The following is a 26150-nucleotide window of genomic DNA, read 5'->3' as shown; positions in this document are numbered from 1 at the left end:
ACCGGGGCGTTTTTTATCGTGTCCGGGTTTGTGCTTAGAAGCGGTCGGCGACCTGGATGCCGGCGGGGCCGAGGATGACGGCGATCAGCACCGGCAGAAAGAACAGGATCATCGGCACGGTCAGCTTCGGCGGCAGGGCGGCGGCCTTCTTTTCCGCCTCGTTCATGCGCTGGTCGCGGCATTCCTGGGCGAGAACGCGCAGCGCCTGGGCGAGCGGCGTGCCGTAGCGCTCGGCCTGGATGAGGGCCTGCGTCACCGATTTCACCGTGTCGAGGCCCGTTCGCATGCCAAGGTTTTCGTAAGCAGCGCGGCGCTCCTGGAGGAAGGAAAGTTCCGCCGTGGTCAGCACCAGTTCCTCGGCGAGTTCCGGCGAGGCCATGGCGATTTCGTCGGCCACGCGCTTGAAGGCGACCTCGATGGAGATACCGGATTCGACGCAGATCAGCATGAGGTCGAGTGCATCCGGCCAAGCCCGCCGGATCGATTTCTGCCGCTTCGTCACTTTGTTGGAGATGACGATGTTCGGCATGTAAAAGCCGATATAGGCGATGACGATCGTTGCCAGAATGCGCATCGGCAGCGGTTTGTCGCCGAGATAACCGAGGTAGAAGATGTAGAACGCGCCGAGCGCGCCAAAGACGAACGGCAGCACGAAACGGGCGAAGAGGAAGATGTTGAGCGCGTTCTGCGAGCGGTAGCCGGCCTGGCGCAGTCGGTTCATCGTGTTGGCGTCGACCAGCGCCTCGCGAAGGTTCAGCCGGTCGACGACGTTGCGAACGGAGGTGTTGTGCTGCGCGCGCAGCGATGCCTTGTTCTGCGGGGAGTCCGCGTTCATGCGAGCGCGTTCGCGTGCCCGCATCTGCTCGCGCTCCAGCGCAACCGACTTCATGCGCTTGTCGAGGTCGCCGCGGTCGAGATAGGGCACGGCGAGCGTATAGAAGGTGGCCAGCACCGCGATCATCACGAAGGCTGGCAGCAGGACGTTCGGGTCGGTAAGAGTTTCGACGATGGACATGACCCTGGCCTCTAGATGTCGAAGTTGATCATGTTGCGCATCACGAGGATGCCGATGGACATCCAGACGCCGGAGACGCCGAGAATGAGGTGGCCGCGCGAATCCTGGAACAGGATCATGATGTAGTCGGGCGAGGTCAGGTAGACGAGGAAGGCGACGATGAACGGCAGGGCGCCGATGATGGCGGCGGATGCCTTGGCTTCCATCGACAGCGCGTTGACCTTGGCCTTCATCTTGCGCCGCTCGCGCAGGACGCGCGACAGGTTGCCGAGCGCTTCGGAGAGGTTGCCGCCAGCCTGGCTCTGGATCGCGATGACGATGGCGAAGAAGTTGACTTCCTGCAGCGGAATGTTGGTGAACATGCGCGCGCAGGCTTCCGGCACGTTGAGGCCGACCTGCTGGGCCTCGACGAGCCGGCGGAATTCCGTGCGCACCGGCTCCTGGCCCTCGGAGGCGATCAGGCGCAGCGCATCGGTCAGCGGCAGGCCGGATTTGATCGAGCGCGTCATCACGTCGAGCGAGTTCGGGAACTCCTCGAGGAACTTGTTCAGCCGCCGCTTGACGAGGAAACCGACGATCCAGCGCGGCAGGCCGGCTGAGCCGATGAAGGCGGCGCCGAGGCTGACGATGAGGCCGGAGCCGGCGAGGAGCACAAGCAGGAAAACGAAAAGGCCGAAGGCGGCGCTGATCATGTAGAATTGCGAGATGGTGATCGAAAGACCGGCCTGCACCAGTTTCGCCTTGAGCGTGGCGGCAACGCGCTTGGTCTGCTCTTGCTGTTTCTTTTCCAGGTCCTTCAGCGAATCCTGCACCGACTTGCGGCGCTTGGACAGTTCCTGCAAGCGATCGCGGGAGGCCTTGGCCTTGCCCTGGTCCGTCTCTGCCGCCTGCACCCGGCGCACGCGGTTTTCCGTCTTCCTCTCGGTTTCGATGCGCGAGAAGAGCAGGCCATAGGCGAGGCCGGCGGTGGAGAGCGCCGCCAGCGCGAAGATCGCCACGATGGTGATATCCAGTCCGAACATCGGCGCCCCTTACGGCTTTTCCATCGCGTCGAGCGTTGCCGCCAGGCGCTTGTCCTCGTTGAAATAGCGGGCGCGGTCCCAGAAATGCGGCTTGCCGATGCCCGTGCCCGTATGTTTGCCGATGATGCGGCCGTTGGCATCCTCGCCCTGCATCTCGAAGCGCATCAGGTCCTGCGTGACGATGACGTCGCCTTCCATGCCCACCACCTCGGTGATGTGGGTGATGCGGCGCGAGCCGTCGCGCAGGCGCGAGGCCTGGATGATGACATCGATCGAGCCGGCGATGATTTCGCGGACCGTCTTGGCGGGCAGCGTGTAGCCGCCCATGGCGATCATCGATTCCATACGGCTCAGGCATTCGCGCGGCGTGTTGGCGTGGATCGTGCCCATCGAGCCGTCGTGGCCGGTGTTCATCGCCTGCAGGAGGTCGAAGACCTCCGGTCCGCGCACTTCGCCGACGATGATGCGTTCAGGCCGCATACGCAGGCAGTTCTTAATGAGATCGCGCATGGTGATCTCGCCTTCGCCTTCGATGTTCGGCGGGCGCGTTTCGAGGCGCACGACATGCGGCTGCTGGAGCTGGAGTTCGGCCGAGTCTTCGCAGGTGATGACGCGCTCGTCCCGGTCGATATAGTTCGTCAGGCAGTTGAGCAGCGTCGTCTTGCCCGAGCCCGTGCCGCCGGAAATGACGAGGTTGCAGCGCACGCGGCCGATGATCTGGAGGAGTGCTGCACCCTCGGGCGTGATCGAGCCGAACTTGACCAGTTGGTCGAGCGTCAGCTTGTCCTTCTTGAACTTACGGATGGTGAGCGCGGTGCCGTCGATGGCGAGCGGCGGGGCGATGACGTTGACGCGCGAGCCGTCCGGCAAGCGCGCGTCGCAGATCGGGCTCGATTCGTCGACGCGGCGGCCAACCTGGCTGACGATGCGCTGGCAGATTGACAGAAGCTGGGCATTGTCGCGGAAACGGATCTCCGATTCCTGCACCTTGCCGCCCACTTCAATATAGGTCTTGCCGGCACCGTTCACCATGATATCGGCGATGTCGTCGCGTGCGAGCAGCGGCTCCAGCGGGCCATAGCCGAGAACGTCGTTGCAGATGTCGTCGAGCAGTTCTTCCTGCTCGGAAATCGACATCGCGAAGTTCTTGATCGTGATGATGTCGTTGACGATATCGCGGATTTCTTCACGCGCGCTCTCGGTATCGAGCTTGGCGAGCTGCGACAGGTCGATCGTGTCGATGAGCGCGGAGAAGACCTGGCTCTTCGTGTCGTAATAATCTTCCGTGCGCGGCGTGCGGCGGCGTCCCGTTGCGGCCTGCGCGGGTGCCATGACCGGCGGCGGGGCCGGCTCGAAGACGGGCTGGGGTGCGGCCGTGACCGGACGCTCCGCCGTCATGGTCGTGGCGGAAGCCGGAACGGCATGGGCCGTCTGGCCCGCCGTGCCGCTCTTGCCTGTACCTTCATTGCCGCGTCTGCCGAACATGCCACTTCATCCAGTCTGTTGCGCCGCCCCTTAGGGCCTACCTTGGCTTACTTGCGGCCGAGCAGGCCGAGCATCTTGCCGAGGCCGGCCTTCTTGGGTTTCTTGATCGTCGCGCGGCCCGTCACGATATGGGCGATCTGCGAGAAGGTTTCCGCCGTCGGCGATTTGCGATCCATCTCGGCGATCATGCGGCCGCTGTTTGAGGCTGTGCCGAAGAGCTGCGCGTCGAAGGGGATGATCGCGATCGGCTGCATGCCGAGCGGCTCGCAAAAATCGGCAGGGGCGATTTCCGGGCGTTTCGGCAGGCCGACCTGATTGAGGATCAGGTGGGGCGGCTTGTCGTTCGGCCTGAGCTTCTTCAAGGCGTCGAGCATGTTCTTCGCGTTACGCAGGTTCGCAAGGTCCGGCACGGCCGTGATGATCAACTCGTCGACCTCCGACAGCAGCGCTCGGGTCCATTCCGACCAGGCATGTGGCACGTCGAGGATGGTCACGGGGGCGCTGCGCTGCAACACTTCGATGATCGGCTGGAAGGAGCCGCGTTCGAGATCGTAGGCACGATCCAGCATGGACGGGGCCGCGAGCAGCGACAGGCGCTCCGAGCACTTGGTCAGCAGGCGGTCGAGGAATACTTCGTCGAGCCGGTCCGGCGCATAGATCGCCTCGGAAATGCCCTGCGGGGGATCTTGGTCGAAGTCGATATTGGCGGTGCCATAGGGCAGGTCGAGGTCTGCGAGGATGACTTCCGTCTGGAAGAGGCTCGAAATGTCGAAGGCGCAATTGTGCGCGATCGTCGAGGAGCCGGAGCCGCCCTTGGCGCCGATGAAGGCGATCGTGCGGCCGAGCGGCTCGGAATCGGGATCGACGAAGATCGCCGACATGGCGTTCAGGATATCGGCCATGCCGACGGGGCCGACCATATATTCGGAAATGCCGTTGCGGATGAGGTCGCGATAGAGCGGGATGTCGTTGTAATTGCCGACGATGATGACCTTGGTGCTCGGGTCGCAGACCTCGGCGAGCGGCGCAAGCTCGTCCATGATGCCGCGCGGCTCGGTCGAAGTTTCGAGGATCAGCAGATTCGGTGTCGGCGCGGAGGCGAACATGTTGGCGGCGGCCGCGATGCTGGCGCTGGAGACGCGCAGGCTCACCTTGGAGAGGCGCCGGTCCTGGGCGCAGCGCTCCATGGTGCGCAGCATCGCCTCGCTTTCGCAGAAGGCGTGCACCGAGATGCGGGGCAGCGAACGCACGGCCTCGAGTTCGGAGGGCCGAACCGGCTCTTCAGCCTCGGCGCCTGCGGCGTGCTCAATGGTGTAATCTGCTGGGTTCATCGTCATGCCCGTTCCTGGTGTCCGGTTGACCGGATGAATGGTTGTCTCTTGCCAGTGGCCGTTCCACCGTCGTTAGTCCGCGCTGCTTTCTCCGGCGCGATAGTCCTGGATGACCACGTAACGCTGCTCGGCGTCGATCGGGGTCATGCCGCGCGGCTGGAGAAGATCCATCGGGTTCGCGATCTGGGCAGCAAGGTTGGCTTGCGAGGCGCAGCCGAAATTATGGTAGTTGCGGTTTTCCATCGTGTTAACGACGAGATCTTCTGGCCATTCACCGCAGGGGCCAGCCTTGGCCGTGATGGCGAAGAAGGCAAGGCGGATCGGCGCAGACGAGCCGTAGCCGCTGGCATCGTAACGCGTCTCGATCAGCTGGTCGCGTTTCAAGCCGGCGCCGACGAGGGTCGCGCGGATATCCTTGCGCAAGTGGTCGGCCGTGGCCGCATTCGCCGATCCGGCCGGCAGCATGATTTGCACGGCGCTGCGCGACTTGGCGAGATGGTCGGCGGCGAAACCGCGGATGTTGTCACGCATGGCGACCGTCAGCGCCCGGTCGCCGGTGGCGATCGGAATGTCCATGGTCTGCGCGGTCTCGGACAGCACGATCGGATGGCGCGTGCGGTAATCGTCCGGGATCGACCCCGTCGTGGACCGGTCCGGGCGCGCACCACAGCCGGAAAGGGCCGCGGCCGAGAGAATGAAGGTCGCTGCAAGCGCAGCGCGCATCGGCTTGTGCATGGTGCGGTTCCTTGCGGGAAGTCGGATCTGGCTATTGTTGTCGCGCATCTTCCGTCCCGTCACTTGTAGATGAAGCCGATGGAGCCGTGGTAATTGCCCGAGGGCATCGCCTCTTCCTTGCGGCCGTAGATCTTGTTCACCTTGCCGAGGAAGAAGCTTGCCGCGTCGTTAGTGGCGTTGAAATTGTCATCCGGACGCGAGAGCGCGTTGCGCGCTACAGGCCGCACGAGATAGGGCGTCGCGATGATGACCATTTCCGTCTCGTTGCGCACGAAATCCTTCGAGCGGAACAGGGTGCCGAAGATCGGGATCTTCGAGAGGCCCGGCAGACCCGAAACCGCCTGGCGGATGTCGTCCTTGACGAGGCCGGCGATGACGATGGAGCCGCCCGACGGCAGTTCGACGCTGGTGGAAGCCTCACGGCGGCGGATGCCGAGCACGGTCAGGCCGGGAATGTTGCTGTTGGCGATAGATGTCGCCGATCCTTCAAAGGTCGGTTCCGACACCTCGGTCTCAATCTTCAGGCTGATGCGGCCAGGCGACAGCACGACAGGGCGGAAGTTTAGACGGATGCCGTATTCGACCTGATCGATGGTGCGACCGACCGTCGCTTTGCCGGTTTCTTCGTCGACGTCGATCGATTGTTCGGTCGGAAGGCGGAACTCGCCGCCGACATAGAATCTCGCCTCCTCGCCGGAAATGGCCGTGAGGCTTGGTTCGGCAAGCGTGCGCATGACGCCGGCCTGTTCCATGGCGCTCATGCTGCCGGCAAGCGACAGGCCGCCAAGCGTGCCGCTGGCAACGCCGTTGGAGACCCAGTCGGCCGCGCCGCCGAGATTGGTCGGGTTGCGGAACGATATGCCGCCGTTCGATCCCTGGACGGAGCCGTTGAAGCCGAGCTGCTTCAGCACCTGGCGGCTGACTTCCGCCACGGTAATCTTCAGCGTGACCTGGTCCTCGCCATCGATCTTCAGCATGTTGACGACCTGCGAGCTGCGGCGCGCTTCGCCGAAGATCGCGGAATCGCCGTTGTTGCCCTGGGAGACGATCGTGCGGGTCGTGGCCTCGCCGCCCTTCAGGAAGATTTCCGCAAGACGCGTCGCCTGCGCGGCATCCTGTGGCGTGCGCACCGTGCCGTTCAGCACGATATTGTCCGAGATGATCTCGACTTCGATGTCGGAGTCGGGGATGAAGCGGCGCAGGTTCGCCTGCAGGCCGTCGATGTCGCGCTCGACATTCAGGTCGATGCTGACGATCTCCTCGCCACCCGGCCCAAAGATAAAGATGTTGGTCTGGCCAACTTCCTTGCCGAAGAGATAGATGCGGCGCGACGTGCGGGTGACGGCGTCCGCCTTGACCGGATCCGCGACAAGAATGTCGTGCGCGTCGGTCGGCAGATCGACGACGATTGCCTTGTTGAGGCCGAGCTTTACAGACTTGCGGGCACCGGGGCCGCTGCTGGTAATGCGGATGACCGACGCGGTCGATGCTTGCGCGGTCGCGACGCCCGCGCCCTCGAGGCCCGGCATGCCGGAAAACGCCAGGCAGAAACTCAGTCCACCCGCGACGGAAGCTCGAAAAGTTTTTGCGATTCCAAACACGGTCAGCTCCTGGTCACTTCTGTGTCGCGGGCGAACCGCCATTGACGATTTCACCGGTCTTGATCACCTGGATGATCGGCATGCCGTCGCCGCCGCTGAGCAGGTAGTCGGCCGCACCTGTATCGGGCTCCTGGGCGTCCGCCACGCTGCGCAGCGCCAGCGACAGGCGCTCTGCCATCTGCTGGGCGACGGCAATCACCTTGGTCTGGTCGGGGGTGAGTTCGAGTGTAGCGGTGGTGCCGATGGCGGCCTTCGAGCCGTCCTCGTTTTCCTGGATCTGCTGGTCGATGGCGAGCACGCGCACGTTCGCCAGCACGGTCTCGGTGATGTACGAGCCTTCGGCGCTTTTGCGCACCATGATCACGTCGACGCGGTCGTTCGGCAGGATGAAACCGCCTGCACCCGTTGCCACAGAGATTTCTGTTGCGACGGCGCGCTTACCGGAGGGAAGCAGCGACGACATGATGCGATTGCTCGAGTCGGCGATCTTCTCCTGGCGGATCGGTTCACCATTGAACACCGGCAGGCGCACGACCGCACCGTTGAGCGTCTCCATCGCGTCGGGCCGGTTCTGGTCGGTGATGAATCCTTCGACCACCGAGCTTTCCGGCCATGCCGTCCAAGCGAGTATTTCCGGATTAAGGCGTGCGCCGACCGGCAGGCTTTCCTTCGCCACAAGCACGTTGATCGTCGGCTCGCGCTCGACGACGGCCTCGGGCAGGGCGGGCGTGCCGCCGCCGGCGATCTGCAAGGCCAGGAGGCCTGCGACGCCGGCCGAAACGACGGCCACTGCCAGAATGATGATTCGCGCCGGTCTCATGTGGATTCCCTGGGGCTGCGGACAGTTCTATCCGCCCACATTGACCGGCAATGGTATAATTATGGTTAATAGCTGCCTTACGGCTATGGTTAACGACGGGTTGACGCCGCCATCTGCTGGAACGGCTTCGCCCCGGGCGTTTCAACCCGGGGTGGCGCATGTTCCCTATGGAAAGGCAGAGCTATCAGCCGGCGCCGCCGAGGGCAGCAAGCATCAGCGGCGACGTCGGATAGGCGGCAAACGCACCAATCCCGATCGCGATGCCGTAGGGGACTTTCGTCGCCTTGAGGAGATGGTTGGGAATGGGCAGGCCAGTGGCCAGGATCAGGTTCGTGTTCGAACGCAATGCCAGGATCGCGAAAGTGAGGAACCCGCCGAAGATGGAAACGTAGATCAGGTATTCGACAAGCGAAAAGGTCAGGCCGAACCACACGGCACTCGCCGTCAGAAGCTTCGCATCGCCGCCACCCATAACGTTGAAGGCGAACAGCGTGAAGCAAACGGCAAAGACAATAAGGCCGGCGGCCAGATGCATCGCGATGTCCGTCAGGCCGAGGCCTGCCAGCGGCGCCACGATGATGAAGGCGGCAAGCAGGATCGCCGAAGCCCTGTTGGGGATAAGCATGGTCAGGAAATCGGAAACGGCCGCGAGCGCAAGGCAGAGCGGAAATACCACGAAGATGATGGCCTGGGTCACGCTTCTCTCCTTTTGGCGAAGAATACGCTGGATCCGTTTCGGAAAGGATAACGTCTGGAAAACGGAAAGCCGCCTTTTGGGGGCGGCTTTCCAGACAAGGGCAGTGATGCCGCTTCAGCTTACGGCGCGGTCTTGTCCACGGCGTTCGTCAGCTTGCCACCCAGCTTGCTGAAGGTGGAGTTGAGCGAGTTGCCCAGCGCGGTAGCGCCGGTGATGAGAGCAACGGAAATCAGGGCAGCGATCAGGCCGTATTCGATGGCAGTTGCACCCGATTCGTCTTTCATAAAGCGAGCGAAAGTCTTGGTCATGGTATTCTCCTAGCTCCACGATGTTGGTTCAGCACGTCCGCCAACTGTTTCCGTTGTTCGGATGATTGCAACCTACAGGTCGGCCATTTCCATCGGCTTAAAGAAATGGGTTAACAATAGGTTAGCGCCTGCCTGCGGGAAATAGGGTGACCAATTGGTTAAATCCCCTTACGCGCGCGGATTCCCTAGAACGATCCGCCGGTTGGACTCAGATCCGGTTTGCCGGGCGGATTCATAAATCGACAAGCCTAGCGACCGGTTTAAACCTTCGTTCACCATTCACGGCGATGCTATCCCTGTTTTCTTACCGGGATGAATGTTTATGGGACGCGACTGGACCTTCGCCGTAGCAGCCGCAAAGCTTGCGACAGCCGCAATTGTTATCATGTCGACGGTCGCTTCTTCCGCGTTTGCCGAAGAGCCGCTGATGCGCGTCTACATGGATCATGCTCGCGTGCTCAAGCTCGACCGCCCGGTCAGCAAGGTGATCATCGGCAACGCTGACGTCGCCGACGCCACGGTGGCGGATGCGCAGACGATCGTGCTCACCGGCCGCAACTTCGGAACCACTAACCTCGTCCTGCTTGATGCGGACGGCAATGCCATCGTCGACGAGCGCATCCTCGTCTCGATCGACGAAGGCAATACGGTGCGCGTCTTCCGCCAGACCGACCGCTCCGTTCTCTCCTGCACGCCAAATTGTGAGGAGCATGTCGCCAGGACCAATTCGGGCGGCTGACGGCGCGTCCCGTTTCGGGCGTCCAAATGCGGGAAACCGTTCAATTCTTCGGCTCCACACACACGAAATATAAACGGTCTGTCACCTAATCTCGCCGTGTCCAATATCTGGGAACGGATCGCGATGTCGCTCGATCATGATGCAACCACCCGCCGGAGGCCGATGAAGGGTCTGTTCGGCCGTTTCCTTGCCGGTCGCGATGGCGCGACGGCAATGGAAATAGCAATTCTCAGCCTTCCGTTCTTCATGATCGTCTTCGCCTCGCTCGAGACCTTCATCGCCTTTTCCGCAGAGCAGCTCCTCGCCGGCGCCACTGACACGATGGCGCGCAAGATCAGGACCGGCGAAATCCGTTCAACCATGAGCGAGGAGGACTTCCGCAAGACCTTCTGCGCCGAAATCTCGATCCTGATGCCCTGCTCGGCCGGCGAGCTCAAAAAAGCGGACAAACTGTTCATTCAGGTGCAAAGTTTCGCAACCTATTCGGACATTCCGAAAACCGTCCCGAAGACGATCGCAGAGCTCAATGCGGCCAACAAGTTTTTGCCAGGCGGCAAGCGCTCCATCAACTTGATACGCGCTTATTATCGCTGGGATATAGTGACGGACGTCATCCGCCCCTATGTCTCAAATTTTCGCGGGGCTGATGGCACTCGCCAGAACTACCTGATGATCGCGACAGCCGTTGTGCAGAATGAGGACTACCCATGAAGCGCGGCATCCTCCTCAGGCTGCGTCGTTTCGTCGAGGATCGGCGTGGTGTCGGAGCCATCGAATTCGCGATCGTCGCCCCGCTGATGATCATGGCCTATGTCAGCGCTTTCGAAATCACCGTCGGTTTCACCCTGTCGCGCAAGGTCAGTCGCGCGGCCAGCACCGTTTCCGACCTGGTGACACAGAACGGTTCGACCAATGCCGCGGTGTTGGACACGATGAAGGACGTAACTGCAAGCGTGATCGCGCCCTTCCCGCAGGCCACCGGTTACACCCTGAAGATCACCGGCGTCACCATTGATGCGGATGGCAAGGCAACGGTCGCCTGGTCGCGGGACCAGAGCAAAGGGCAACCCTATGTCAAGGGCACCGCCGTGGTCCTGCCGAGCCATATAGAAGGCGCCAAGAGCCTATTCTTCGTGCGCACCGAACTGGGCGTACCGCACAAGATCCTCCTCATGGCACCGAACCTCTCCGCAAAGCTTAACAATATCACGCTCAGCAAGACGAGCTATTTCGGCCTGCGCCAGGGCTCTTCGATCAGCTGCCCCGACTGCTGAGCGCGGCCGCGCGCCCTGCCGATTTCGCTTGAACCGTCCATGACGCCCGTGTCATGTCAGTCAGTTCATCCGCTCTTCAGAAGGCGGACACGGACCGACGACAGGTGATTCCATGGCGCGAGCCTTCCTCTTCGTTCTCGATTCCTTCGGCATCGGCGGCGGCCCAGATGCGGCGGCTTTCGGCGATCTCGGTGCCGATACGCTCGGCCATATCGCCGAATTCTGCGCGGCGGGCGTTGCTGACCGGCCGGGGCTGCGGCAGGGGCCGCTGAAGCTTCCCAACATGTCGGCGCTCGGCCTGCTGCATGCCGCCCGTGCCGCAACGGGCCGTTTTCCGCCGGGCATGGACGTGCCGCCGCGCGTCTTCGGCCTCCATGGCGCGGCAAGCGAGGTTTCGAACGGCAAGGACACGCCGTCGGGCCATTGGGAGATCGCCGGCACGCCCGTCATCTTCGACTGGGGCTACTTTCCGGCCGAAGGCGATGCTTTCGAGCCCGAGTTGGTGAAAGCCATCTGCGCGGCAGGCGATGTGCCGGGCATTCTCGGCAATTGCCACGCCTCGGGCACGGATATCATTGCCCGCCACGGCTGGGAGCACGCCAGCACCGGCCGGCCGATCTGCTACACCTCCTCCGACTCCGTTTTCCAGGTCGCTGCCCACGAGCGCTATTTCGGCCTCGACCGTCTGTTGGCTTTCTGCGAGACCGTGCGAAAAGTCCTCGACGAGCGGCCGGGCGGGCGGATCGGTCGGGTCATCGCGCGGCCCTTCGTCGGCGAAACGCCGGAGACCTTCGAGCGTACCGGCAACCGCCGCGACTATTCCGTCCTGCCGCCGGAGCCGACGCTGCTCGACCGGCTGAGCGAGGCCGGCCGCACGGTGCGCGCCGTCGGCAAGATCGGTGATATCTTCGCCCACCAGGGCATCGGCAAGCTCACCAAGGCGAACGGCAACATGGCCCTGCTCGACGCCACGCTCGGCGTGATGGACGAGGCGGAGGACGGCGACCTCGTCTTCACCAATTTCGTCGATTTCGACATGCTCTACGGCCACCGCCGCGACGTCGCCGGTTATGCGGCGGCGCTGGAAGCCTTCGATCGGCGCCTGCCGGAGGTCGACCGCAAGCTGAAACCCGGCGACATCGTCATCCTCACGGCCGACCACGGCTGCGACCCCACCTGGCGCGGCACGGATCATACGCGCGAGCGCGTGCCGATCATGAGTTTCGGCCCGGGCATCCGCTCGCGCCTGCTTGAAACCCGCGCGACCTTCGCCGATATCGGCGAGAGTATTGCCCGTCACCTCGGCATTGCGCCGGGTCCGCACGGAAGGAGCTTTTTGTGACGAAGACCATGCCCAAGGCGGAGCTGCACTGCCATATCGAAGGCGCCACCCCGCCGGCCCTGGCGCTTGCCCAGGCCGAACGCTACGGCGTCGACACCTCCGCCTTCATCCGCAATGGCGAATATGCCTGGCAGGATTTCACCAGCTTCGTACAAAGCTATGATGCGACCGCCAACCTGTTTCGCGACGAGGAGGATTATGCGCTGCTCGCCGAAACCTACCTCACCGAAATCGCCGAAGCGGGCGCCATCTACAGCGAGCTGATCGTCTCGCCCGACCAGGGCGACGCCGTCGGCATCGGCGCCGACGCCTATGTGCGCGGCCTTGCCGAGGGCGCCGAGCGCGCCAAGGCGAAGACCGGCATCGAGACGCGCCTCCTGATCGTCGGTATCCGCCATTTCGGGCCGGAACGGGTGGTGAAGGCGGCCGAATATGCCGCGCGCCGGCCGCATCCACTGATTACCGGCTTCAATCTGGCCGGCGAGGAGCGCATGCACCGCGTCGCCGATTTCACCCATGCCTTCGATATCGCCCGCGACGCCGGCCTCGGCATCACCATCCACGCCGGTGAACTCTCCGGTGCCTTCAGCGTACGCGACGCGCTCGATCACATTCGCCCCGCCCGCATCAGCCACGGCGTGCGCGCCATCGAGGATGCGGATCTGGTCAAGCGGCTGGCGGACGAGGGCGTCGTGCTGGAAGTCTGCCCGGGCTCGAATGTCGCGCTGAATGTCTTTCCGGATTTCGAGAGCCACCCGCTGCGGGCACTTCACGAGGCCGGCGTGCGCGTCACGCTCAATTCCGACGATCCGCCTTTCTTCCACACATCGCTTGCCCGCGAATACGAGGTCGCCGCGACGATCATGGGCTTCAGCGAGGCGGAAATCCTCGGCATGACGCGTACCGGCATCGAGGCGGCCTTTGTGGACGAGCCGACGCGGCAGTGGCTGTTGGCGAAGCTTTGAGGCCTGTTCCGGCTGGGGATGTTGCCCGCGGCCGGCTCTCTTCTCTTGCGGCCCTCCGCCGTTCCGTGGAAAAAGAGGCGTTTACTCAATTTGGGAAGGTTGGCCATGGACGGCGTCACAGTCATCGATCACCCGCTCGTGCAGCACAAGCTGACCATCATGCGCAAGAAGGAAACCTCGACCGGCAGCTTCCGTCGCCTGCTGCGCGAGATCTCCACGCTGCTCTGCTACGAAGTCACGCGCGACCTGGAACTGACCACCCAGCGTATCGAGACGCCGTTGGAGGTGATCGACGCACCGGTTCTGGAAGGCAAGAAGCTCGTCTTCGCCTCCATCCTGCGCGCCGGCAACGGTCTGCTGGAAGGTATGCTGGAGCTGGTGCCCTCGGCCCGCGTCTCCCATATCGGCGTCTATCGCGACCACGAGACGCTGGAAGCGGTCGAATATTTCTTCAAGGCGCCCGACAGCATCGACGAACGCCTCGTCATCGTGGTTGATCCGATGCTGGCGACCGGCAATTCGGCCATCGCCGCCATCGACACGCTGAAGAGCCGCGGCGCAACGAACATCCGCTTCCTCTGCCTGCTGGCCGCCCCCGAAGGCATCAAGAGTTTTCGCGCGCACCATCCGGACGTGCCGGTCTACACGGCCTCCATCGACCGCCAGCTCAACGAGAAGGGCTACATCGTGCCCGGCCTCGGCGATGCGGGCGACCGCATGTACGGCACGAAGTGAGCGACTGACCGGACAGAGCCTCTGCCCTCTCCTCCGTGATGGTCGGGCTTGACCCGACCATCCATGGTACGCCCGCTACGTGGATCCTTGGGTCAAGCCCGAGGATGACTTGAGGGGTGGCGAGGGTGCTGCAAAGGCATTTAACCTGCCATTTACCAAGCCGAACGAAGATCGTGGAGAGGGGCGCCGTCGGGCGCCCCTTTTGCCGTCCGTTAGCCGGATGCGTGTTATTTCGGGACAGATCTTCCGGAGACCCGTCCATGTCCGTCCGCAGCCTCGCTTTTGTCACCGGTGCCGTGATTGTCACCGCGGCCTTCGTGCCCGACGTCGCGACCCGCTATCTCGTATCAACCGGCGACAAACCCGCCGCAAAGGTCGAGACGGCGGCCGTGCAGACGGGGCAGGGTGCGGCGCGTTATACCGGCAATCGCAGTGCGGTGATCGATGCGGATCCGAACGGCCATTTCACCGGCCTCTTCGCCATCAACGGCCGCAAGGAAGAGGGCATGGTCGATACCGGCGCCAGCATGGTCGCCATCAACGTCTCGACGGCCCAGCGCATCGGCATCGCCCGGTCCGACCTCGATTTCCGCTATGCCGTCGATACCGCGAACGGCAAGGCGCGCGCCGCCTATATCCGCCTCGACCGGATCGAGATCGGTCCGGTGCGCATGGAAAACATCGGCGCCATGGTGCTGGAAGACAAGGCGCTCTCCGGCACGCTGATCGGCATGAGCTTCCTGAAGGGCCTGTCCTCCTACCGCGTCGAAGACGGCAGGCTGCACCTCACGCGCTGATGCGCGTCAGAATATCGGGAGACGCCGCAGGCGCTTGCGGCGCGATCCGGTAAAGCCCGGCAAGCCGCTCGGCGCCGCGCGCGGCATCCGTCTCATTCATGGCGTGCACGCGGCCAATCTCGTCGCCTTTTTCCACCTTCGTGCCGAGCGGCAACAGCCGATCGAAGCCGACGCGGTGGTCGATCGTGTCGTCCGGCCGGCTGCGCCCGCCACCAAGCTCGATGACCGCCATGCCCACGCCGCGCGTATCGCAGGAAACCAGATAGCCGGCTTCCGATGCCAGGACCGGGCGGATGACCGGGGCGGTCGAAAGGTAAGTCGCGGGCTTCCCCAGCAGGTCGGCGGGGCCGCCGAGCGCATGCACCATGCGCCCGAAAATCTCTGCGGCCGCGCCGCTGGCGAGCGCCTGGGCGGCCTTCCTTTCGGCCGCAGCCGGGTCCCGCTCCACCCCGGAAAGCACCAGCATTTCCGCGGCGAAGGCGAGCACGTTGCGTTCCAGCCGCGTGCCGGCCTTCTCGCCTTTCAGGAAGGCGATGCAATTGGCGATCTCGACGGTATTGCCGGCGGCGTCCGCCAGCGGCTGGTTCATGTCGGTGATGAGGGCGGAGGTTTTGACGCCTGCGCCATTCGCCACCGCGACCAGCGAGCGGGCGAGCGTTTCGGCTTCCGCCGCGTCCGCCATGAAGGCGCCGTTGCCGACCTTCACGTCGAGCACCAGCGATTGCAGGCCTGCTGCCAGCTTCTTGGAAAGGATGGAGGCGGTGATCAGTGGCACGGAATCGACCGTCGCGGTGACGTCGCGGATCGCGTAGACGCGCTTGTCGGCGGGCGCGAGGTCGGCGGTCTGGCCGATGATCGCGCAACCGACGTCCTTCACCGTGCGGCGGAAGAGGTCCGCGGAGGGCATGATCGTGTAGCCGGGGATCGATTCCAGCTTGTCGAGCGTGCCGCCGGTATGGCCGAGGCCGCGGCCGGAGATCATCGGCACGGCGAGCCCGCAGGCGGCGGCGATCGGAGCCAGCATCAGCGAGACATTGTCGCCGACGCCGCCGGTCGAATGTTTGTCGGCGATCGGCCGGTCGATGTCCGACCAGTCGAGCACGTCACCCGAATCGCGCATGGCCAGCGTCAGCGCCACGGTCTCCTCGCGCGCCATGCCGTTGAACCAGATGGCCATGGCGAAGGCCGCCACCTGTCCCTCGGAGACGCTGCCATCCGTCACGCCGGCCATGAAGCGGGCGATGTCTTCAGGGGCGAGGGGCTCGCCGTTGCGCTTTCGACGGATCGTCTCCTGCGGGAGCATCTTCAGTAGCTCGCGGGCGCGGCCGGCGCGGGCTGGCCGCCGAGCGTGGCCAGGATATCGCCGAGCAGGCCGGACGCGCCGAAGCGGAAGGTCTTGGGCGTTGCCCAGCCTTCGCCGAGGATTGCGGCGGCAAGTGCCAGATAGTCACCGGCATCGGCGACTATGCGCACGCCGCCCGCCGGCTTGAAACCGACCGGCTTGCCGCTGGCCTTGATGGCATTCAGCATGATCTCGGCAGCTTGCAGGGTGGCGTTGACGGCAAACTTGCCGGTCGAGGTCTTGATAAAATCCGCGCCTGCGGCAATCGCGAGATCGGAGGCCTCGCGGATCAGCGCCGGGTCTTTCAGCGCGCCGGTTTCCAGGATTGTCTTGAGAACGATCGGCGGCGCGCAGGCCGCTTTCACGGCTTCCACCATCTCCACCACTGCCGCTTCGTCGCCGATAATGAAATCGCGATAGGGGATGACGAGGTCGATCTCGTCGGCGCCGTCGGCAATTGCCTGCTTCGTCTCGGCGATCACCTCGGCAACCGCCAGGTCTCCGGCGGGGAAGTTGACCACGGTCGCGATCTTCACCGCATGGCCTTTGCCGAGAATGCCGCGGGCCTGAGCCACGAAACGCGGCCAGATGCAGATGGCGGCCGTGTTGCCGAAGGGTGTCTGCGCCTGGGCGCAGAGCTTCTCGATGGCCGCCGCATTGCTGTCGTCGTTGAGGTCCGTCAGGTCGAGCAGGGACAGCGCCTGTCGCGCGATCGCCTTGGTGTCGTCCTCATGCATTTTCATTGCCTCCGCCCGCGATCATTTCCGCAAGGATAGCGGCAAGCCGCTTTCCGCCGATCGGGGCCATGTCCTTGGTTTCGTGATGGCTGAGTTCGCCGCCCGTCATGCCGGCGCCGAAATTGGTGATGACCGAGGCGGCGGCGACATTGAGGCCGAGATGGCGCGCGATCAGCACTTCCGGCACGGTCGACATGCCGACGGCGTCGGCGCCGAAAACCCGGGCCATGCGGATTTCCGCCGGCGTTTCGAAATTCGGGCCTGAGAACCACATATAGACGCCGCTCGACAACGGGATGCCGAGTTTCTGCGCCGCCGCTTCCATGCGGGCGGCAAGCCCGGCATCATAGGCATTGGTCATGCCGACGAAACGGTCGTCGCTCTCGATGCCGATCAGCGGATTGCTGCCCGAAAAATTGATGTGGTCGGAAATCCGCATCACCGAGCCGGGCGGCATGTCTTCACGCAGCGAGCCCGCCGAATTGGTGAGGATCAGCGAGGTGACGCCAAGCCCTTTCAGCACTTCGATGGGCGTGCGCATGGCATTGGCATCGCCGCGTTCATAATAGTGCACGCGGCCGGAAAGCATGATGACCGGGACCTCGCCGAGATAGCCGATGACCATCTCGCCGGCATGGCCGGAGACAGAGCTGACCGGGAAGCTGGGCAGGTCCGAATAGGGAATGTGCAGCGGGTTTGCCACCGCTTCCACCAGAGAGCCGAGCCCCGAGCCGAGCACGATGCCATAACGCGGCAGCACGCCGCCGAGGCGGGCGCGCAGCAGTTCTGTCGTGTGCGCGCTCATCCGATCACGTTCGTGGCAAAACCATGCGGCAGGAGCTCTTCCATGGTCATGGTCTTCTTCACGCCGGTCTCGTCGCACAGATAGATCGGCGTTTTCGCTGTCGCGAATTCCGCGATCTTCTGGCGGCAGCCGCCGCAGGGCGGGCAGAGCGGCAGTTTTTCCGCAATGACCGCCATTTCGACGATCTTCTTGTTGCCGGCCATGATCATCTGGCTGATCGCGGTCGGCTCGGCGCACCAGCCCTGGGGGAAGGACAGGTTCTCGATATTGGCGCCGGCATAGATCTTGCCGTCCTCGGCGCGGATGGCCGCGCCGACGGGGAATTTGGAATAGGGCGCATGCGCGAAGGCCATCGCCGCGCGCGCCGCCTCGAAGAGGTCGTGGGACATGTTTTATCGCTCCTTGACGTAGGGCACGCCGCCGGCCTTCGGCGGAATGGCCTTGCCGATGAAGCCTGCAAGCAGGATCACGGTCAGGATATAGGGCAGCGCCTGCATGAACTGTACCGGCACCTTGCCGATCAGCGGGAAGGCGTAACCCTGGTAGCGGATGGCGAAGGCATCGAGGAAGCCGAAGAGCAGGCAGGCGAACAGGATGTTCTTCGGCCGCCACTTGGCGAAGATCAGCGCGGCGAGCGCGATATAACCCTTGCCCGCCGTCATGCCCTTGGTGAAGCCGGCGTTCGCTGAAAGCGACAGGTAGGCGCCAGCAATGCCGCACAGGATGCCGCAGCAGATGACGGCGCGGTAGCGCAGCCAGATCACCGAAATGCCGGCGGTATCGACCGCGCCGGGGTTCTCGCCGACGGCGCGCAGGCGCAGGCCGAAGCGGGTACGGTAAAGGATCCACCAGCTTGCCGGCACCATCAGGAAGGCGAGGTAGGTCAGCGGCGAATGGCCGGAGAGCAGGCCGGAATAGAGCGGCCCGAGGATTGGCACTTCGCGCACGGCATCCGCGAAGGGCAGGGTGATCCTGCCGAAGCGGCCGTCTTCGGTGAGCGCCGGGGTGCGCCCGCCCTGGCGGAACCAGGCCTCGCCGAGGATGACGGTGGAGCCCGCGACGACGAAGTTGATCGCGACGCCGGAGACGATCTGGCTGCCGCGCTGGGTGATCGAGGCGTAGCCGTGCACCAGCGAGAGCAGCACGGAGACGAGCACGGCGGCGAGCAGGCCCATGGTCACGGATTGCGTGAGATAGGCGACGGTGCCGGCGGCGAAGGCGGCGCCGAGCATCTTGCCCTCAAGGCCGATGTCGAAGACGCCGGCGCGTTCGGTAAAAAGGCCGGCAAGGGCGGCGAGGATCAGCGGCGTCGAGACGCGCACCGTCGACTGGGCGAGCTCGATGAAGGTCTGGAAGAATTCCATGGCGCTCAGGCTCCCTTGGTGGCGGCGACGTCGCGGGTTTTCGGCGAAAGCGCCAGCACGACCCGCGTGATGGTCGGGCGGAACATGTGCTCCAGCGCGCCGGCAAACAGGATGACGAGGCCCTGGATGATGACGATCATGTCGCGCGAAATGGAGGGCATCTCGAAGGAGATTTCCGCCCCGCCCTGGTAGAGCATGCCGAAGAGCAGTGCTGCCGGAATGATGCCCGCGGGATGCGAGCGCCCCATCAGCGCCACCGCAATGCCGACGAAGCCGGCACCCTGCACGAAATCGAGCTGCATGCGGAACTGCTCGCCCATGATCGGGTTGAGCGCCATCATGCCGGCAAGCCCGCCGGAGATCATCATGGCGATGACGATGATGCGGGCTTCCTTGATACCGGCGTAGCGCGCGGCCGCGGGACTATGGCCCATCGTGCGCATCTCGTAGCCGAGCCGCGTGCGCCAGATCAGCACCCAGACGCCGAAGGCGGCAACCAGCGCCAGCAGGAAGGAAATGTTGAACGGTGCGGAGCCGACGGAAAGGCCGAAGATCGACATCAGCCAGTCGAGTTTCGGCAGCTGGCCGCCCGCCTCGAAGGTGCGGGTTTCGAGCGACATGGAGCCGAGCGGCTTGAACACCCGGTTGAGCAGGTAGTTCATCAGGCTGGCGGCGATGAAGTTGAACATGATCGTCGTGATGACGATATGGCTGCCGCGCTTGGCCTGCAGCCAGCCGGGGATCATCGCCCAAAGCGCGCCGAAGAGCGCTGCGCCGAGAATGGCGATCGGGAAGAGGAGATACCAGGGCAGCACGCGGTCGAAGGAGAGACAGGCAAGCGCCACGCCGATGCCGCCGATATAGGCCTGGCCTTCGCCGCCGATGTTGAACAGGCCGCAATGGAACGCGACCGCCACCGCAAGGCCGGTGAAGATGAAGGTCGTCGTGTAGTAGAGCGTGAAGCCGATATATTCGCCGCGTCCGAAGGCGCCGTTGATCATGTGATAGGCGGCTTCCAGCGGGCTCTCGCCGACGATGAGCACGACGAGGCCGGAAATCAGGAAGGCGACGGCGAGGTTGACGAGCGGGATCAGGCCATATTCGGCCCAGGCCGGCAGTTTCGCGTAAGGAACACTCATTCCGCGGCCTCCTTCCGGCCTTCCACACCGGCCATCAACAGGCCAAGCTCTCCTTCGGTGGCATCCGGCAGGCGCTCGCCGACGACGCGGCCGGCGAACATCACCAGGATGCGGTCGGAGAGCGCGCGGATCTCGTCCAGCTCCACCGAGACGAGCAGCACGGCCTTGCCCTGGTCGCGCATCTCGATGATGCGCTTGTGGATGAATTCGATGGCGCCGACATCGACGCCGCGCGTCGGCTGGCCGATGATCAGCACGTCGGGATTGCGCTCCATCTCGCGCGCCAGCACGATCTTCTGCTGGTTGCCGCCAGAGAAATTGGCGGTTTTCAACCGCGGATTCGGCGGGCGGATGTCATAGGCCGCGATCTTCTCCTCCGCATCGGCGCGGATGGCGTCCACATCGAGCAGCAGGCCTTTGCGGTATTTCGGGTCGTCGTGATAGCCAAGGATGGCGTTTTCGCTTTCCTCGAATTTCAGGACGAGGCCGACATGGTGGCGGTCCTCCGGCACATGCGCCAGGCCGCGCTTGCGCAGCTCTGCCGGGTCGGCATTGCCGGTAACGTCGATCGGGCTGCCGTTGAGCAGCACCGTGCCGGATTTGGCGCGGCGGATGCCGGAAATCGCCTCCAGCAGTTCCGATTGGCCGTTGCCGGCAACGCCTGCAATACCGACGATCTCGCCGGCGCGGATATCGAAGGACACGTCGTCGACCATGGTCACGCCGCGGCTGTCGCGCACCGTCAGGTTCTTGACGGAGAATTTGACGTCCGCTGGTTTCGCCTCCCCCTTTTCCACGCGCAGCAGCACGCGGCGGCCGACCATCAGCTCGGCCAGTTCCTCGACGGAGGTGTCCTTCGTCGTGCGCGTCGCCACCATCTCGCCGCGGCGCATGACGGAGACCTCGTCGGTGATCGCCATGATCTCGCGCAGCTTGTGGGTTATGAGCAGGACCGTTTTGCCCTCGTCCTTCAACTGGCCGAGGATGCGAAACAGGTGGTCGGCCTCGGGCGGCGTCAAAACACCCGTCGGCTCGTCGAGAATGAGGATATCGGCCCGGCGGTAGAGCGCCTTCAGGATTTCCACGCGCTGCTGGATGCCGACCGGCAGTTCCTCGATCACAGCGTCCGGATCGACCTCCAGCGCATATTCCTTTTCGAGCCGCTTCAGCTCGGCCCGCGCCTTGGTGATGCCGGCATTGAGGATCTGGCTCTCTTCCGCGCCGAGCATGATGTTTTCCAGCACGGTGAAATTCTCGACCAGCATGAAGTGCTGGTGCACCATGCCGATGCCAGCGGCGATGGCGGCATTCGGATCACGAATATTGACCGTCTTGCCGTCGATCACGATGTCGCCGTGGTCGGCCTGGTAGAAGCCGTAGAGGATCGACATGAGGGTGGATTTGCCGGCGCCGTTTTCGCCGATGATACCGTGAATGGTGCCCTTGCGGACCTTCAGGTTGATGTTCCGGTTGGCGTGGACGAGGCCGAAGCTCTTGTCGATGCCCTTCAGTTCGATTGCCAATTCGCTCATGACGATCCACTCTTACGGGGATTTAGGGCCGACAGGCCTCCCGGCCGATCGGTCTTAGTCTTGTTGCTTCCGCCGTGCTTGTCCAGCCTGATTGCGGGTTGATGCTGCGCTCGCTATAGCTCGGGCCGCCGGCAGCGAGCGACGAGGACCAGCCCATGACACCGTCTAAGACCACGCCCGATCTTCCCGAAGACGACCGCATCGCCCGCCTGGAGGAGCACATAGCCCACCAGGCAAAGACGATCGAGGAAATGTCGGACCAGCTCGCCGAGCAGTGGCGCGTGATCGAACAGGTCCGCTCGAAGCTCGACCGGTTGACGGAACGTTTCCTCACGCTGGAAGAGGGGTCCTTGGAAGCCCCGGCCATTACCCGCCCGCCGCACTATTAAGGCGTAAGGGAAAATGGAATCGGCCCGTCTGCTTTCACGCAAACGGGCCGTCAATGCCGCTTAGTAGGGGCAGGTTTCGTCCGACATGTAGTCGTGCACCTTCACCGTACCGGCGATGATATCGGCGCGCGCCTTGTCGACGGCGGCCTTCATTTCCGGGGTGACGAGTGCGGCGTTGTTGTCGTCCATGGCGACATCCACGCCGTTCTCCTTGAGGCCGAGCACGTTGATGCCGGGCTTGAACGTATCGTCCTTGGCCGAGATGAAGGCGTCGTAGACGGCGACATCGACGCGTTTGAGCATCGAGGTCAGAACCTTGCCGGGGTGAAGGGCGTTCTGGTTGGAATCGACGCCGATGCCCAGCTTGCCGGCGTCAGCCGCAGCCTGGAGAACGCCGACGCCCGTGCCGCCTGCTGCATGGTAGACGACATCAGACCCCTGGTCGAACTGCGACTTGGCGATTTCGCCGCCCTTGACCGGGTCGTTCCAGGCATCCGGCGTCGTGCCTGTATAGGCTTCGAGGACATTGTAGTCAGCGCCGAGCGACTTGGCGCCTCCGATATAGCCGCAGGCGAACTTGTGGATCAGCGGAATGTCCATGCCGCCGACGAACGATACGGTCTTGGACTTCGAGGCCATGCCCGCCATGATGCCGGCGAGCCACGAGCCCTCTTCTTCCTTGAAGACGACCGAGCGTACGTTCGGCTTGTCGACGACCATGTCGATGATGGCGAACTTGGTGTCGGGATATTCGGCTGCGACCTTCTCAAGCTGGGCAGCCCAGGAGAAGCCGGCCATCACGATCGGGTTGTTGCCGTCGCTGGCGAAGCGGCGGAGTGCCTGCTCGCGCTGCGCGTCATTGGCGATTTCGAAGTCGCGGTATTCGATGCCGGTCTCGGCCTTGAACTTTTCCGCGCCATTATAGGCTGCTTCGTTGAACGACTTGTCGAATTTGCCGCCGAGGTCGTAGATGATCGCCGGCTTGATGTCCGCGGCAAAGGCACCGGCCGACATGGCGGCGGTGGCAAGAAGGGTGAGAAGGGTTTTTTTCATTGTGCAGCCCTGTTCGCTATTGGTTTTATAGGGACCTTCCGCGCACCGCCCGAAAAGGCGCGCGACGGAGCCACCGACCCTTTCCCTTGGGTCAGGCTGGCGGCATCCTTGCACGGCTCCGGGAAAAATTCACCAGAAATTTTTCAGTTGGTAAAAAATATGAGCCGCCGGGAATGAAGGCGGAAAACCCCATTCCCGGCGGCCGGTAGCCCGATGAAAAATCTGTGAAATCAGCCGATGGCGCAGGCGACGCCCGTGCCGCGCATGCTGCAATAGCCGCCCGGGTTCTTGGCGAGATATTGCTGGTGCACGTCCTCGGCGAAGTAGAGCGGCCCCGCCTTGGCGATCTCCGTGGTGATGCGGTCCGTGCGCCCGGCGGCCGTCAGCGCCGCCTGGTAGACGTCTCGCGCGTGGCGCGCCGTGGCAAGGTCCGCCTCGTCGTCGAGATAGATCGCCGAGCGGTAGGTCGTGCCGATATCGTTGCCCTGGCGCATGCCCTGGGTCGGGTCGTGCACCTCGAAGAAGGTCTTCAGCAGCGTTTCCAGCGAGACCGTGGCCGGGTCATAGACGACCAGCACGACTTCGGTATGGCCGGTCAGCCCCGTCGTCGTCTCGTGATAGGTCGGGTTGGGCGTGAAGCCGCCGGAATAGCCGACCGCCGTCACCCATACGCCGGGGATCTTCCAAAGCGCGCGTTCCGCACCCCAGAAGCAGCCCATGCCGAGCAGCACGGTCTTGAAACCCTCGGGATAGGGGCCTTGCAGCGGGCGTCCATTGACGAAATGGGTGGCGGATGTCGGGATGGGCTGGTCGCGGCCGGGCAGGGCTGCGTCCGGCGCGGGCATGGTGGTCTTCTTGTTGAACATGTCGATCAGGAACATATCTGGCCTCCTGGCCGGGCCGCGAAACGCGGCGGGTTGGTGTCAGGCGGAGAAGCGGCCTGCGGGGGATGGGCGCTTGTAAGCGATCACCCAGAAGAACAGCGAGACGGCGAGCAGTACGGCGAAGGCCGGCTGGGACAGCACCCACATCGCCGCCGGATCCCACGCATAGGGATGAAGATTGCGCATGATGCCGTCGGCAACGAGCGCGATCGTATCGGGGCTCGCGGTACTCCATGCGACTGCCAGGGGCGTCAGCACCGGCTCGGAGGCCGAAACCGACTGGATCGCGTCGATCGTCCCCGCCATGACGGCGATGACCAGGGCAACAAGACTGATGGCCCTCAAGACGAATCGTATCATCGCGCACCCTCCTGGTGCCGCCTGCGGGAGCCTCGATTTCGCTCCGCTTCATTCCTGCCTATAAATAGGAAGACGGCCAACCTTCTGCAATCCTTCGCACCTGTGCGTGAAAGAACCTTCAAGAATCTGTCAGAAAGCGGTTGATCCCGCGTGAAACCTCGGTATATATCGCGCCGTCTCGCCGGAATGGAAACAGGAAAGCGGTCCGCGCCGGATTGACCGACGGCTGCGAGCGGATGGACAGGTGGCCGAGTGGTTGAAGGCGCACGCCTGGAAAGTGTGTATAGGGGAGACTCTATCGCGGGTTCGAATCCCGCTCTGTCCGCCATCTCATTTCCGTAAGCACTTGAATTGGCTTCGAATTCTCGAGTGGTTGCTATTTGATCCCTATTTCCTTCCATATTTGCGGCGCTGACGATTGCTGCGATTGCTACGCATATTCCCTTCCATCCGAAAAAAAACTGACCGGCGGATTGCGTAAAGCCATTCGAAGAGATGAAGCTTGCTGCGCAACGCGCAGACTTGGCGGAATGCCATCTAGGGCGAAGTGGTAAAGAGCGATCGCCTCTGCCTCGGCCACTGTGCGGGCGCCCAAGTTCAGCCGTGTGGCCTCCTCGAGTACCATTGCACCGCTGCTTTGCGTGTTTCCCGTGAATGCGCCGCGGTAGTGTGCGCCGGCCACCTCCGCGAATGACAAGCCATTCTCTTTGGCGAAGCCAAGGGTGCAATCGTAGAGCGCTTGGTTCTCTCTCGTCCGCAAGGGCCCTTGCCCGGCAACGTAAATCTCTGCGAGCGGTAACATACCGTGGATGTCCTCGAGACGCGCTCGAAGTTCCCCCGGAGTAAAACTCTGCGGGAAGATCTCCGATATTAGGACCTGCTCGCCACCGAAAGCCAGGGCGCCAGGGGAGAGCTTTACAGCAAGTATATTGTGCTCATTGCGCATTTTGTCGCCTCTTTTGTTTCATGTGTGGTACGATCTGTACAAGAAGCTTAACTCTTTGGCAATCAAAAAGTGCCAAACGTTGTACAGAAAGGAGCAAAACATGATTTCTTCAGGACAAATGAGGGCTGCGCGTGGTTTTCTCGCTTGGTCGCAGGGGCGACTGGCGGAGGCGTCAGGCCTATCGGTGCAGACAATCAAACGTATGGAAATAAAAGGGACGGGGACCAGCACTGTTGCAAATGTGCAGGCAGTTTTGAATGCGCTTCAATCGGCAGGGTGCACCTTCCTGCCCGACGATGGAAACGGCGTCGGCGTGCGGGCTAAAGGAGACTAGTCGCCGGCGGGGCGCTTCTCGAGATCCTCGAGCCAACGGGTGAGCGAAGACCGTCGGGCCGCCACCGTCCCTCCGAGTTTGAACGACGGCATAATCCCGTCATTGGCGAGGCGGTAAACCTGGCGCCGCGAGATCCCGAGGAATCGGGCAATGGCGTCAGCACCCATCAAAAGGTCGCCTTCCGGCGGTCGGCCATCCGGTTCCGTCATTTTTTTTTCTGCCTCATTTCTTTGAGTTGCTGCCGCTTGCGCCGGTTAGGAGCCGTGTCCTGTCGCATGAGGTAAGTGCGCGTCCCCATGGCAGCGTCGCCGAATGACAAAAATAACCTATTGGCGGGATAGCCCCTAGCCCGCATTGACGGTTTCGCTCGCATTCAGCTATGGCGGCAGATGTGAACAT

At 63.2% G+C, this 26150-nt stretch carries 29 protein-coding genes and 1 tRNA gene; 9 read left to right on the top strand and 21 right to left on the bottom strand.

Annotated elements, in window-relative coordinates; translation table 11 throughout:
* Positions 1–34: 34 nt before the first annotated feature.
* The 9 genes from GB927_RS16770 to GB927_RS16730 all read right to left on the bottom strand — a co-directional run bounded on the left by GB927_RS16770 (position 35) and on the right by GB927_RS16730 (position 9014).
* On the bottom strand, positions 35–1015 hold the full coding sequence (locus GB927_RS16770) for a type II secretion system F family protein (RefSeq protein WP_256118316.1): 981 nt from the start codon (positions 1013–1015) through the stop codon (positions 35–37).
* Positions 1016–1026: 11 nt separating this feature from the next.
* Entirely contained in the window at positions 1027–2037 is a 1011-nt protein-coding gene (locus GB927_RS16765) for a type II secretion system F family protein (RefSeq protein ID WP_256118315.1), read from the bottom strand.
* 9 nt (positions 2038–2046) lie between these two features.
* Positions 2047–3522 carry a TadA family conjugal transfer-associated ATPase gene (locus GB927_RS16760; RefSeq protein ID WP_256118314.1) on the bottom strand — a complete coding sequence of 492 codons (1476 nt, stop codon included), beginning with the start codon at positions 3520–3522 and terminating at the stop codon, positions 2047–2049.
* Between the two features lie 47 nt (positions 3523–3569).
* Complete coding sequence (locus GB927_RS16755) at positions 3570–4853, bottom strand: CpaE/TadZ family protein (RefSeq protein WP_256118371.1); 1284 nt, start codon at positions 4851–4853, stop codon at positions 3570–3572.
* A gap of 72 nt (positions 4854–4925) precedes the next feature.
* A complete protein-coding gene (locus tag GB927_RS16750; RefSeq protein WP_439655502.1) occupies positions 4926–5636 on the bottom strand; it encodes a CpaD family pilus assembly protein in 711 nt (236 codons plus the stop codon).
* Between the two features lie 11 nt (positions 5637–5647).
* Positions 5648–7231, bottom strand: coding sequence for a type II and III secretion system protein family protein (locus GB927_RS16745; protein WP_305111659.1), 1584 nt, complete (start codon positions 7229–7231; stop codon positions 5648–5650).
* Complete coding sequence (gene cpaB / locus GB927_RS16740; protein ID WP_256118312.1) at positions 7203–8009, bottom strand: Flp pilus assembly protein CpaB; 807 nt, start codon at positions 8007–8009, stop codon at positions 7203–7205. Before cpaB ends, GB927_RS16745 begins: the two co-directional genes overlap by 29 nt.
* A gap of 184 nt (positions 8010–8193) precedes the next feature.
* Positions 8194–8706, bottom strand: coding sequence for an A24 family peptidase (locus GB927_RS16735; RefSeq protein ID WP_256118311.1), 513 nt, complete (start codon positions 8704–8706; stop codon positions 8194–8196).
* Between the two features lie 119 nt (positions 8707–8825).
* A complete protein-coding gene (locus GB927_RS16730) occupies positions 8826–9014 on the bottom strand; it encodes a Flp family type IVb pilin (RefSeq protein WP_256118310.1) in 189 nt (62 codons plus the stop codon).
* Positions 9015–9399: 385 nt separating this feature from the next.
* Between GB927_RS16730 and GB927_RS16725 the strand changes: the two genes are divergently transcribed.
* The 7 genes from GB927_RS16725 (at position 9400) to GB927_RS16695 (ending at position 14866) form a co-directional block, all read left to right on the top strand.
* Complete coding sequence (locus GB927_RS16725) at positions 9400–9753, top strand: pilus assembly protein N-terminal domain-containing protein (RefSeq protein WP_256118369.1); 354 nt, start codon at positions 9400–9402, stop codon at positions 9751–9753.
* Between the two features lie 123 nt (positions 9754–9876).
* The gene (locus tag GB927_RS16720) at positions 9877–10464 is read left to right on the top strand and encodes a TadE/TadG family type IV pilus assembly protein (RefSeq protein ID WP_439655501.1); all 588 of its coding nucleotides are present in this window, start codon (positions 9877–9879) and stop codon (positions 10462–10464) included.
* On the top strand, positions 10461–11027 hold the full coding sequence (locus tag GB927_RS16715) for a TadE/TadG family type IV pilus assembly protein (RefSeq protein WP_256118308.1): 567 nt from the start codon (positions 10461–10463) through the stop codon (positions 11025–11027). Before GB927_RS16720 ends, GB927_RS16715 begins: the two co-directional genes overlap by 4 nt.
* A 112-nt stretch (positions 11028–11139) precedes the next feature.
* Entirely contained in the window at positions 11140–12369 is a 1230-nt protein-coding gene (locus GB927_RS16710) for a phosphopentomutase (protein WP_256118307.1), read from the top strand.
* Between the two features lie 8 nt (positions 12370–12377).
* Positions 12378–13334 (top strand): adenosine deaminase, encoded by a 957-nt coding sequence (locus GB927_RS16705; protein WP_305111720.1) that lies wholly within the window; start codon positions 12378–12380, stop codon positions 13332–13334.
* A gap of 105 nt (positions 13335–13439) precedes the next feature.
* Positions 13440–14069, top strand: a complete 630-nt coding sequence (gene upp / locus GB927_RS16700) for a uracil phosphoribosyltransferase (RefSeq protein ID WP_256118305.1) — start codon at positions 13440–13442, stop codon at positions 14067–14069.
* Positions 14070–14329: 260 nt separating this feature from the next.
* Positions 14330–14866, top strand: a complete 537-nt coding sequence (locus GB927_RS16695; RefSeq protein ID WP_256118304.1) for a TIGR02281 family clan AA aspartic protease — start codon at positions 14330–14332, stop codon at positions 14864–14866.
* Here GB927_RS16695 and deoA read toward each other — a convergent pair.
* From deoA to GB927_RS16660, 7 genes are read right to left on the bottom strand one after another with little or no spacing between them, the layout of a single operon-like run.
* Positions 14856–16169 carry a thymidine phosphorylase gene (gene deoA / locus GB927_RS16690; protein ID WP_256118303.1) on the bottom strand — a complete coding sequence of 438 codons (1314 nt, stop codon included), beginning with the start codon at positions 16167–16169 and terminating at the stop codon, positions 14856–14858. The genes GB927_RS16695 and deoA overlap by 11 nt on opposite strands.
* Positions 16170–16171: 2 nt before the next feature.
* Positions 16172–16945 (bottom strand): deoxyribose-phosphate aldolase, encoded by a 774-nt coding sequence (gene deoC, locus GB927_RS16685; protein ID WP_256118302.1) that lies wholly within the window; start codon positions 16943–16945, stop codon positions 16172–16174.
* Positions 16938–17750 (bottom strand): purine-nucleoside phosphorylase, encoded by an 813-nt coding sequence (locus GB927_RS16680; protein WP_256118301.1) that lies wholly within the window; start codon positions 17748–17750, stop codon positions 16938–16940. Before GB927_RS16680 ends, deoC begins: the two co-directional genes overlap by 8 nt.
* The gene (locus tag GB927_RS16675) at positions 17747–18139 is read right to left on the bottom strand and encodes a cytidine deaminase (RefSeq protein ID WP_256118300.1); all 393 of its coding nucleotides are present in this window, start codon (positions 18137–18139) and stop codon (positions 17747–17749) included. The genes GB927_RS16680 and GB927_RS16675 overlap by 4 nt, the downstream gene beginning before the upstream one ends.
* A 3-nt stretch (positions 18140–18142) precedes the next feature.
* Positions 18143–19114 (bottom strand): ABC transporter permease, encoded by a 972-nt coding sequence (locus GB927_RS16670; RefSeq protein ID WP_256118299.1) that lies wholly within the window; start codon positions 19112–19114, stop codon positions 18143–18145.
* Between the two features lie 5 nt (positions 19115–19119).
* Positions 19120–20253 carry an ABC transporter permease gene (locus GB927_RS16665; protein WP_256118298.1) on the bottom strand — a complete coding sequence of 378 codons (1134 nt, stop codon included), beginning with the start codon at positions 20251–20253 and terminating at the stop codon, positions 19120–19122.
* Positions 20250–21785: an ABC transporter ATP-binding protein gene (locus tag GB927_RS16660; protein WP_256118297.1), complete on the bottom strand. Its 1536-nt coding sequence runs from the start codon at positions 21783–21785 to the stop codon at positions 20250–20252. The genes GB927_RS16665 and GB927_RS16660 overlap by 4 nt, the downstream gene beginning before the upstream one ends.
* Positions 21786–21940: 155 nt before the next feature.
* Here GB927_RS16660 and GB927_RS16655 point away from each other — a divergent pair, with 155 nt between their 5' ends.
* Positions 21941–22174 carry a SlyX family protein gene (locus GB927_RS16655; protein WP_256118296.1) on the top strand — a complete coding sequence of 78 codons (234 nt, stop codon included), beginning with the start codon at positions 21941–21943 and terminating at the stop codon, positions 22172–22174.
* A 60-nt stretch (positions 22175–22234) separates the two neighbouring features.
* On the opposite strand, the gene GB927_RS16650 is transcribed toward GB927_RS16655, so the two are convergent.
* The 3 genes from GB927_RS16650 to GB927_RS16640 all read right to left on the bottom strand — a co-directional run bounded on the left by GB927_RS16650 (position 22235) and on the right by GB927_RS16640 (position 24471).
* Positions 22235–23227 (bottom strand): BMP family lipoprotein, encoded by a 993-nt coding sequence (locus GB927_RS16650; protein WP_256118295.1) that lies wholly within the window; start codon positions 23225–23227, stop codon positions 22235–22237.
* A 230-nt stretch (positions 23228–23457) separates the two neighbouring features.
* The gene (gene msrA, locus GB927_RS16645) at positions 23458–24108 is read right to left on the bottom strand and encodes a peptide-methionine (S)-S-oxide reductase MsrA (RefSeq protein ID WP_256118294.1); all 651 of its coding nucleotides are present in this window, start codon (positions 24106–24108) and stop codon (positions 23458–23460) included.
* Positions 24109–24150: 42 nt separating this feature from the next.
* Positions 24151–24471: a hypothetical protein gene (locus GB927_RS16640; RefSeq protein ID WP_256118293.1), complete on the bottom strand. Its 321-nt coding sequence runs from the start codon at positions 24469–24471 to the stop codon at positions 24151–24153.
* 238 nt (positions 24472–24709) lie between these two features.
* Here GB927_RS16640 and GB927_RS16635 point away from each other — a divergent pair.
* Positions 24710–24799: transfer RNA gene (locus tag GB927_RS16635), tRNA-Ser, on the top strand.
* 102 nt (positions 24800–24901) lie between these two features.
* Here GB927_RS16635 and GB927_RS16630 read toward each other — a convergent pair.
* Positions 24902–25417, bottom strand: a complete 516-nt coding sequence (locus tag GB927_RS16630) for a hypothetical protein (protein ID WP_256118292.1) — start codon at positions 25415–25417, stop codon at positions 24902–24904.
* 330 nt (positions 25418–25747) lie between these two features.
* A complete protein-coding gene (locus tag GB927_RS16625; RefSeq protein ID WP_256118291.1) occupies positions 25748–25960 on the bottom strand; it encodes a helix-turn-helix domain-containing protein in 213 nt (70 codons plus the stop codon).
* Positions 25961–26150 lie beyond the last annotated feature (190 nt).

The sequence above is a fragment of the Shinella lacus genome, from assembly GCF_010994755.1.
GTDB lineage: Bacteria > Pseudomonadota > Alphaproteobacteria > Rhizobiales > Rhizobiaceae > Shinella > Shinella lacus.
The sequence above is the reverse complement of the archived record's forward strand: the minus strand, read 5'-3'. Positions and strand labels throughout refer to the sequence as shown.

Excerpts from the sequence above, each read along its gene's own strand:
- GB927_RS16665 (WP_256118298.1), bottom strand. The coding sequence starts at position 20,253 with ATGAGTGTTCCTTACGCGAAACTGCCGGCCTGGGCCGAATATGGCCTG.
- GB927_RS16755 (WP_256118371.1), bottom strand. The coding sequence starts at position 4,853 with ATGAACCCAGCAGATTACACCATTGAGCACGCCGCAGGCGCCGAGGCT.
- GB927_RS16760 (WP_256118314.1), bottom strand. The coding sequence starts at position 3,522 with ATGTTCGGCAGACGCGGCAATGAAGGTACAGGCAAGAGCGGCACGGCG.
- GB927_RS16670 (WP_256118299.1), bottom strand. The coding sequence starts at position 19,114 with ATGGAATTCTTCCAGACCTTCATCGAGCTCGCCCAGTCGACGGTGCGC.
- GB927_RS16730 (WP_256118310.1), bottom strand. The coding sequence starts at position 9,014 with ATGACCAAGACTTTCGCTCGCTTTATGAAAGACGAATCGGGTGCAACT.
- GB927_RS16720 (WP_439655501.1), top strand. The coding sequence starts at position 9,877 with ATGTCGCTCGATCATGATGCAACCACCCGCCGGAGGCCGATGAAGGGT.
- cpaB (WP_256118312.1), bottom strand. The coding sequence starts at position 8,009 with ATGAGACCGGCGCGAATCATCATTCTGGCAGTGGCCGTCGTTTCGGCC.
- GB927_RS16655 (WP_256118296.1), top strand. The coding sequence starts at position 21,941 with ATGACACCGTCTAAGACCACGCCCGATCTTCCCGAAGACGACCGCATC.
- msrA (WP_256118294.1), bottom strand. The coding sequence starts at position 24,108 with ATGTTCCTGATCGACATGTTCAACAAGAAGACCACCATGCCCGCGCCG.
- GB927_RS16705 (WP_305111720.1), top strand. The coding sequence starts at position 12,378 with ATGCCCAAGGCGGAGCTGCACTGCCATATCGAAGGCGCCACCCCGCCG.
- GB927_RS16710 (WP_256118307.1), top strand. The coding sequence starts at position 11,140 with ATGGCGCGAGCCTTCCTCTTCGTTCTCGATTCCTTCGGCATCGGCGGC.
- GB927_RS16770 (WP_256118316.1), bottom strand. The coding sequence starts at position 1,015 with ATGTCCATCGTCGAAACTCTTACCGACCCGAACGTCCTGCTGCCAGCC.
- GB927_RS16660 (WP_256118297.1), bottom strand. The coding sequence starts at position 21,785 with ATGAGCGAATTGGCAATCGAACTGAAGGGCATCGACAAGAGCTTCGGC.
- deoC (WP_256118302.1), bottom strand. The coding sequence starts at position 16,945 with ATGCATGAGGACGACACCAAGGCGATCGCGCGACAGGCGCTGTCCCTG.
- GB927_RS16675 (WP_256118300.1), bottom strand. The coding sequence starts at position 18,139 with ATGTCCCACGACCTCTTCGAGGCGGCGCGCGCGGCGATGGCCTTCGCG.
- GB927_RS16680 (WP_256118301.1), bottom strand. The coding sequence starts at position 17,750 with ATGAGCGCGCACACGACAGAACTGCTGCGCGCCCGCCTCGGCGGCGTG.
- GB927_RS16650 (WP_256118295.1), bottom strand. The coding sequence starts at position 23,227 with ATGAAAAAAACCCTTCTCACCCTTCTTGCCACCGCCGCCATGTCGGCC.
- GB927_RS16630 (WP_256118292.1), bottom strand. The coding sequence starts at position 25,417 with ATGCGCAATGAGCACAATATACTTGCTGTAAAGCTCTCCCCTGGCGCC.
- GB927_RS16750 (WP_439655502.1), bottom strand. The coding sequence starts at position 5,636 with ATGCGCGACAACAATAGCCAGATCCGACTTCCCGCAAGGAACCGCACC.
- upp (WP_256118305.1), top strand. The coding sequence starts at position 13,440 with ATGGACGGCGTCACAGTCATCGATCACCCGCTCGTGCAGCACAAGCTG.
- GB927_RS16625 (WP_256118291.1), bottom strand. The coding sequence starts at position 25,960 with ATGACGGAACCGGATGGCCGACCGCCGGAAGGCGACCTTTTGATGGGT.
- GB927_RS16725 (WP_256118369.1), top strand. The coding sequence starts at position 9,400 with ATGTCGACGGTCGCTTCTTCCGCGTTTGCCGAAGAGCCGCTGATGCGC.
- GB927_RS16765 (WP_256118315.1), bottom strand. The coding sequence starts at position 2,037 with ATGTTCGGACTGGATATCACCATCGTGGCGATCTTCGCGCTGGCGGCG.
- GB927_RS16715 (WP_256118308.1), top strand. The coding sequence starts at position 10,461 with ATGAAGCGCGGCATCCTCCTCAGGCTGCGTCGTTTCGTCGAGGATCGG.
- deoA (WP_256118303.1), bottom strand. The coding sequence starts at position 16,169 with ATGCTCCCGCAGGAGACGATCCGTCGAAAGCGCAACGGCGAGCCCCTC.
- GB927_RS16640 (WP_256118293.1), bottom strand. The coding sequence starts at position 24,471 with ATGATACGATTCGTCTTGAGGGCCATCAGTCTTGTTGCCCTGGTCATC.
- GB927_RS16695 (WP_256118304.1), top strand. The coding sequence starts at position 14,330 with ATGTCCGTCCGCAGCCTCGCTTTTGTCACCGGTGCCGTGATTGTCACC.
- GB927_RS16745 (WP_305111659.1), bottom strand. The coding sequence starts at position 7,231 with ATGGCGGTTCGCCCGCGACACAGAAGTGACCAGGAGCTGACCGTGTTT.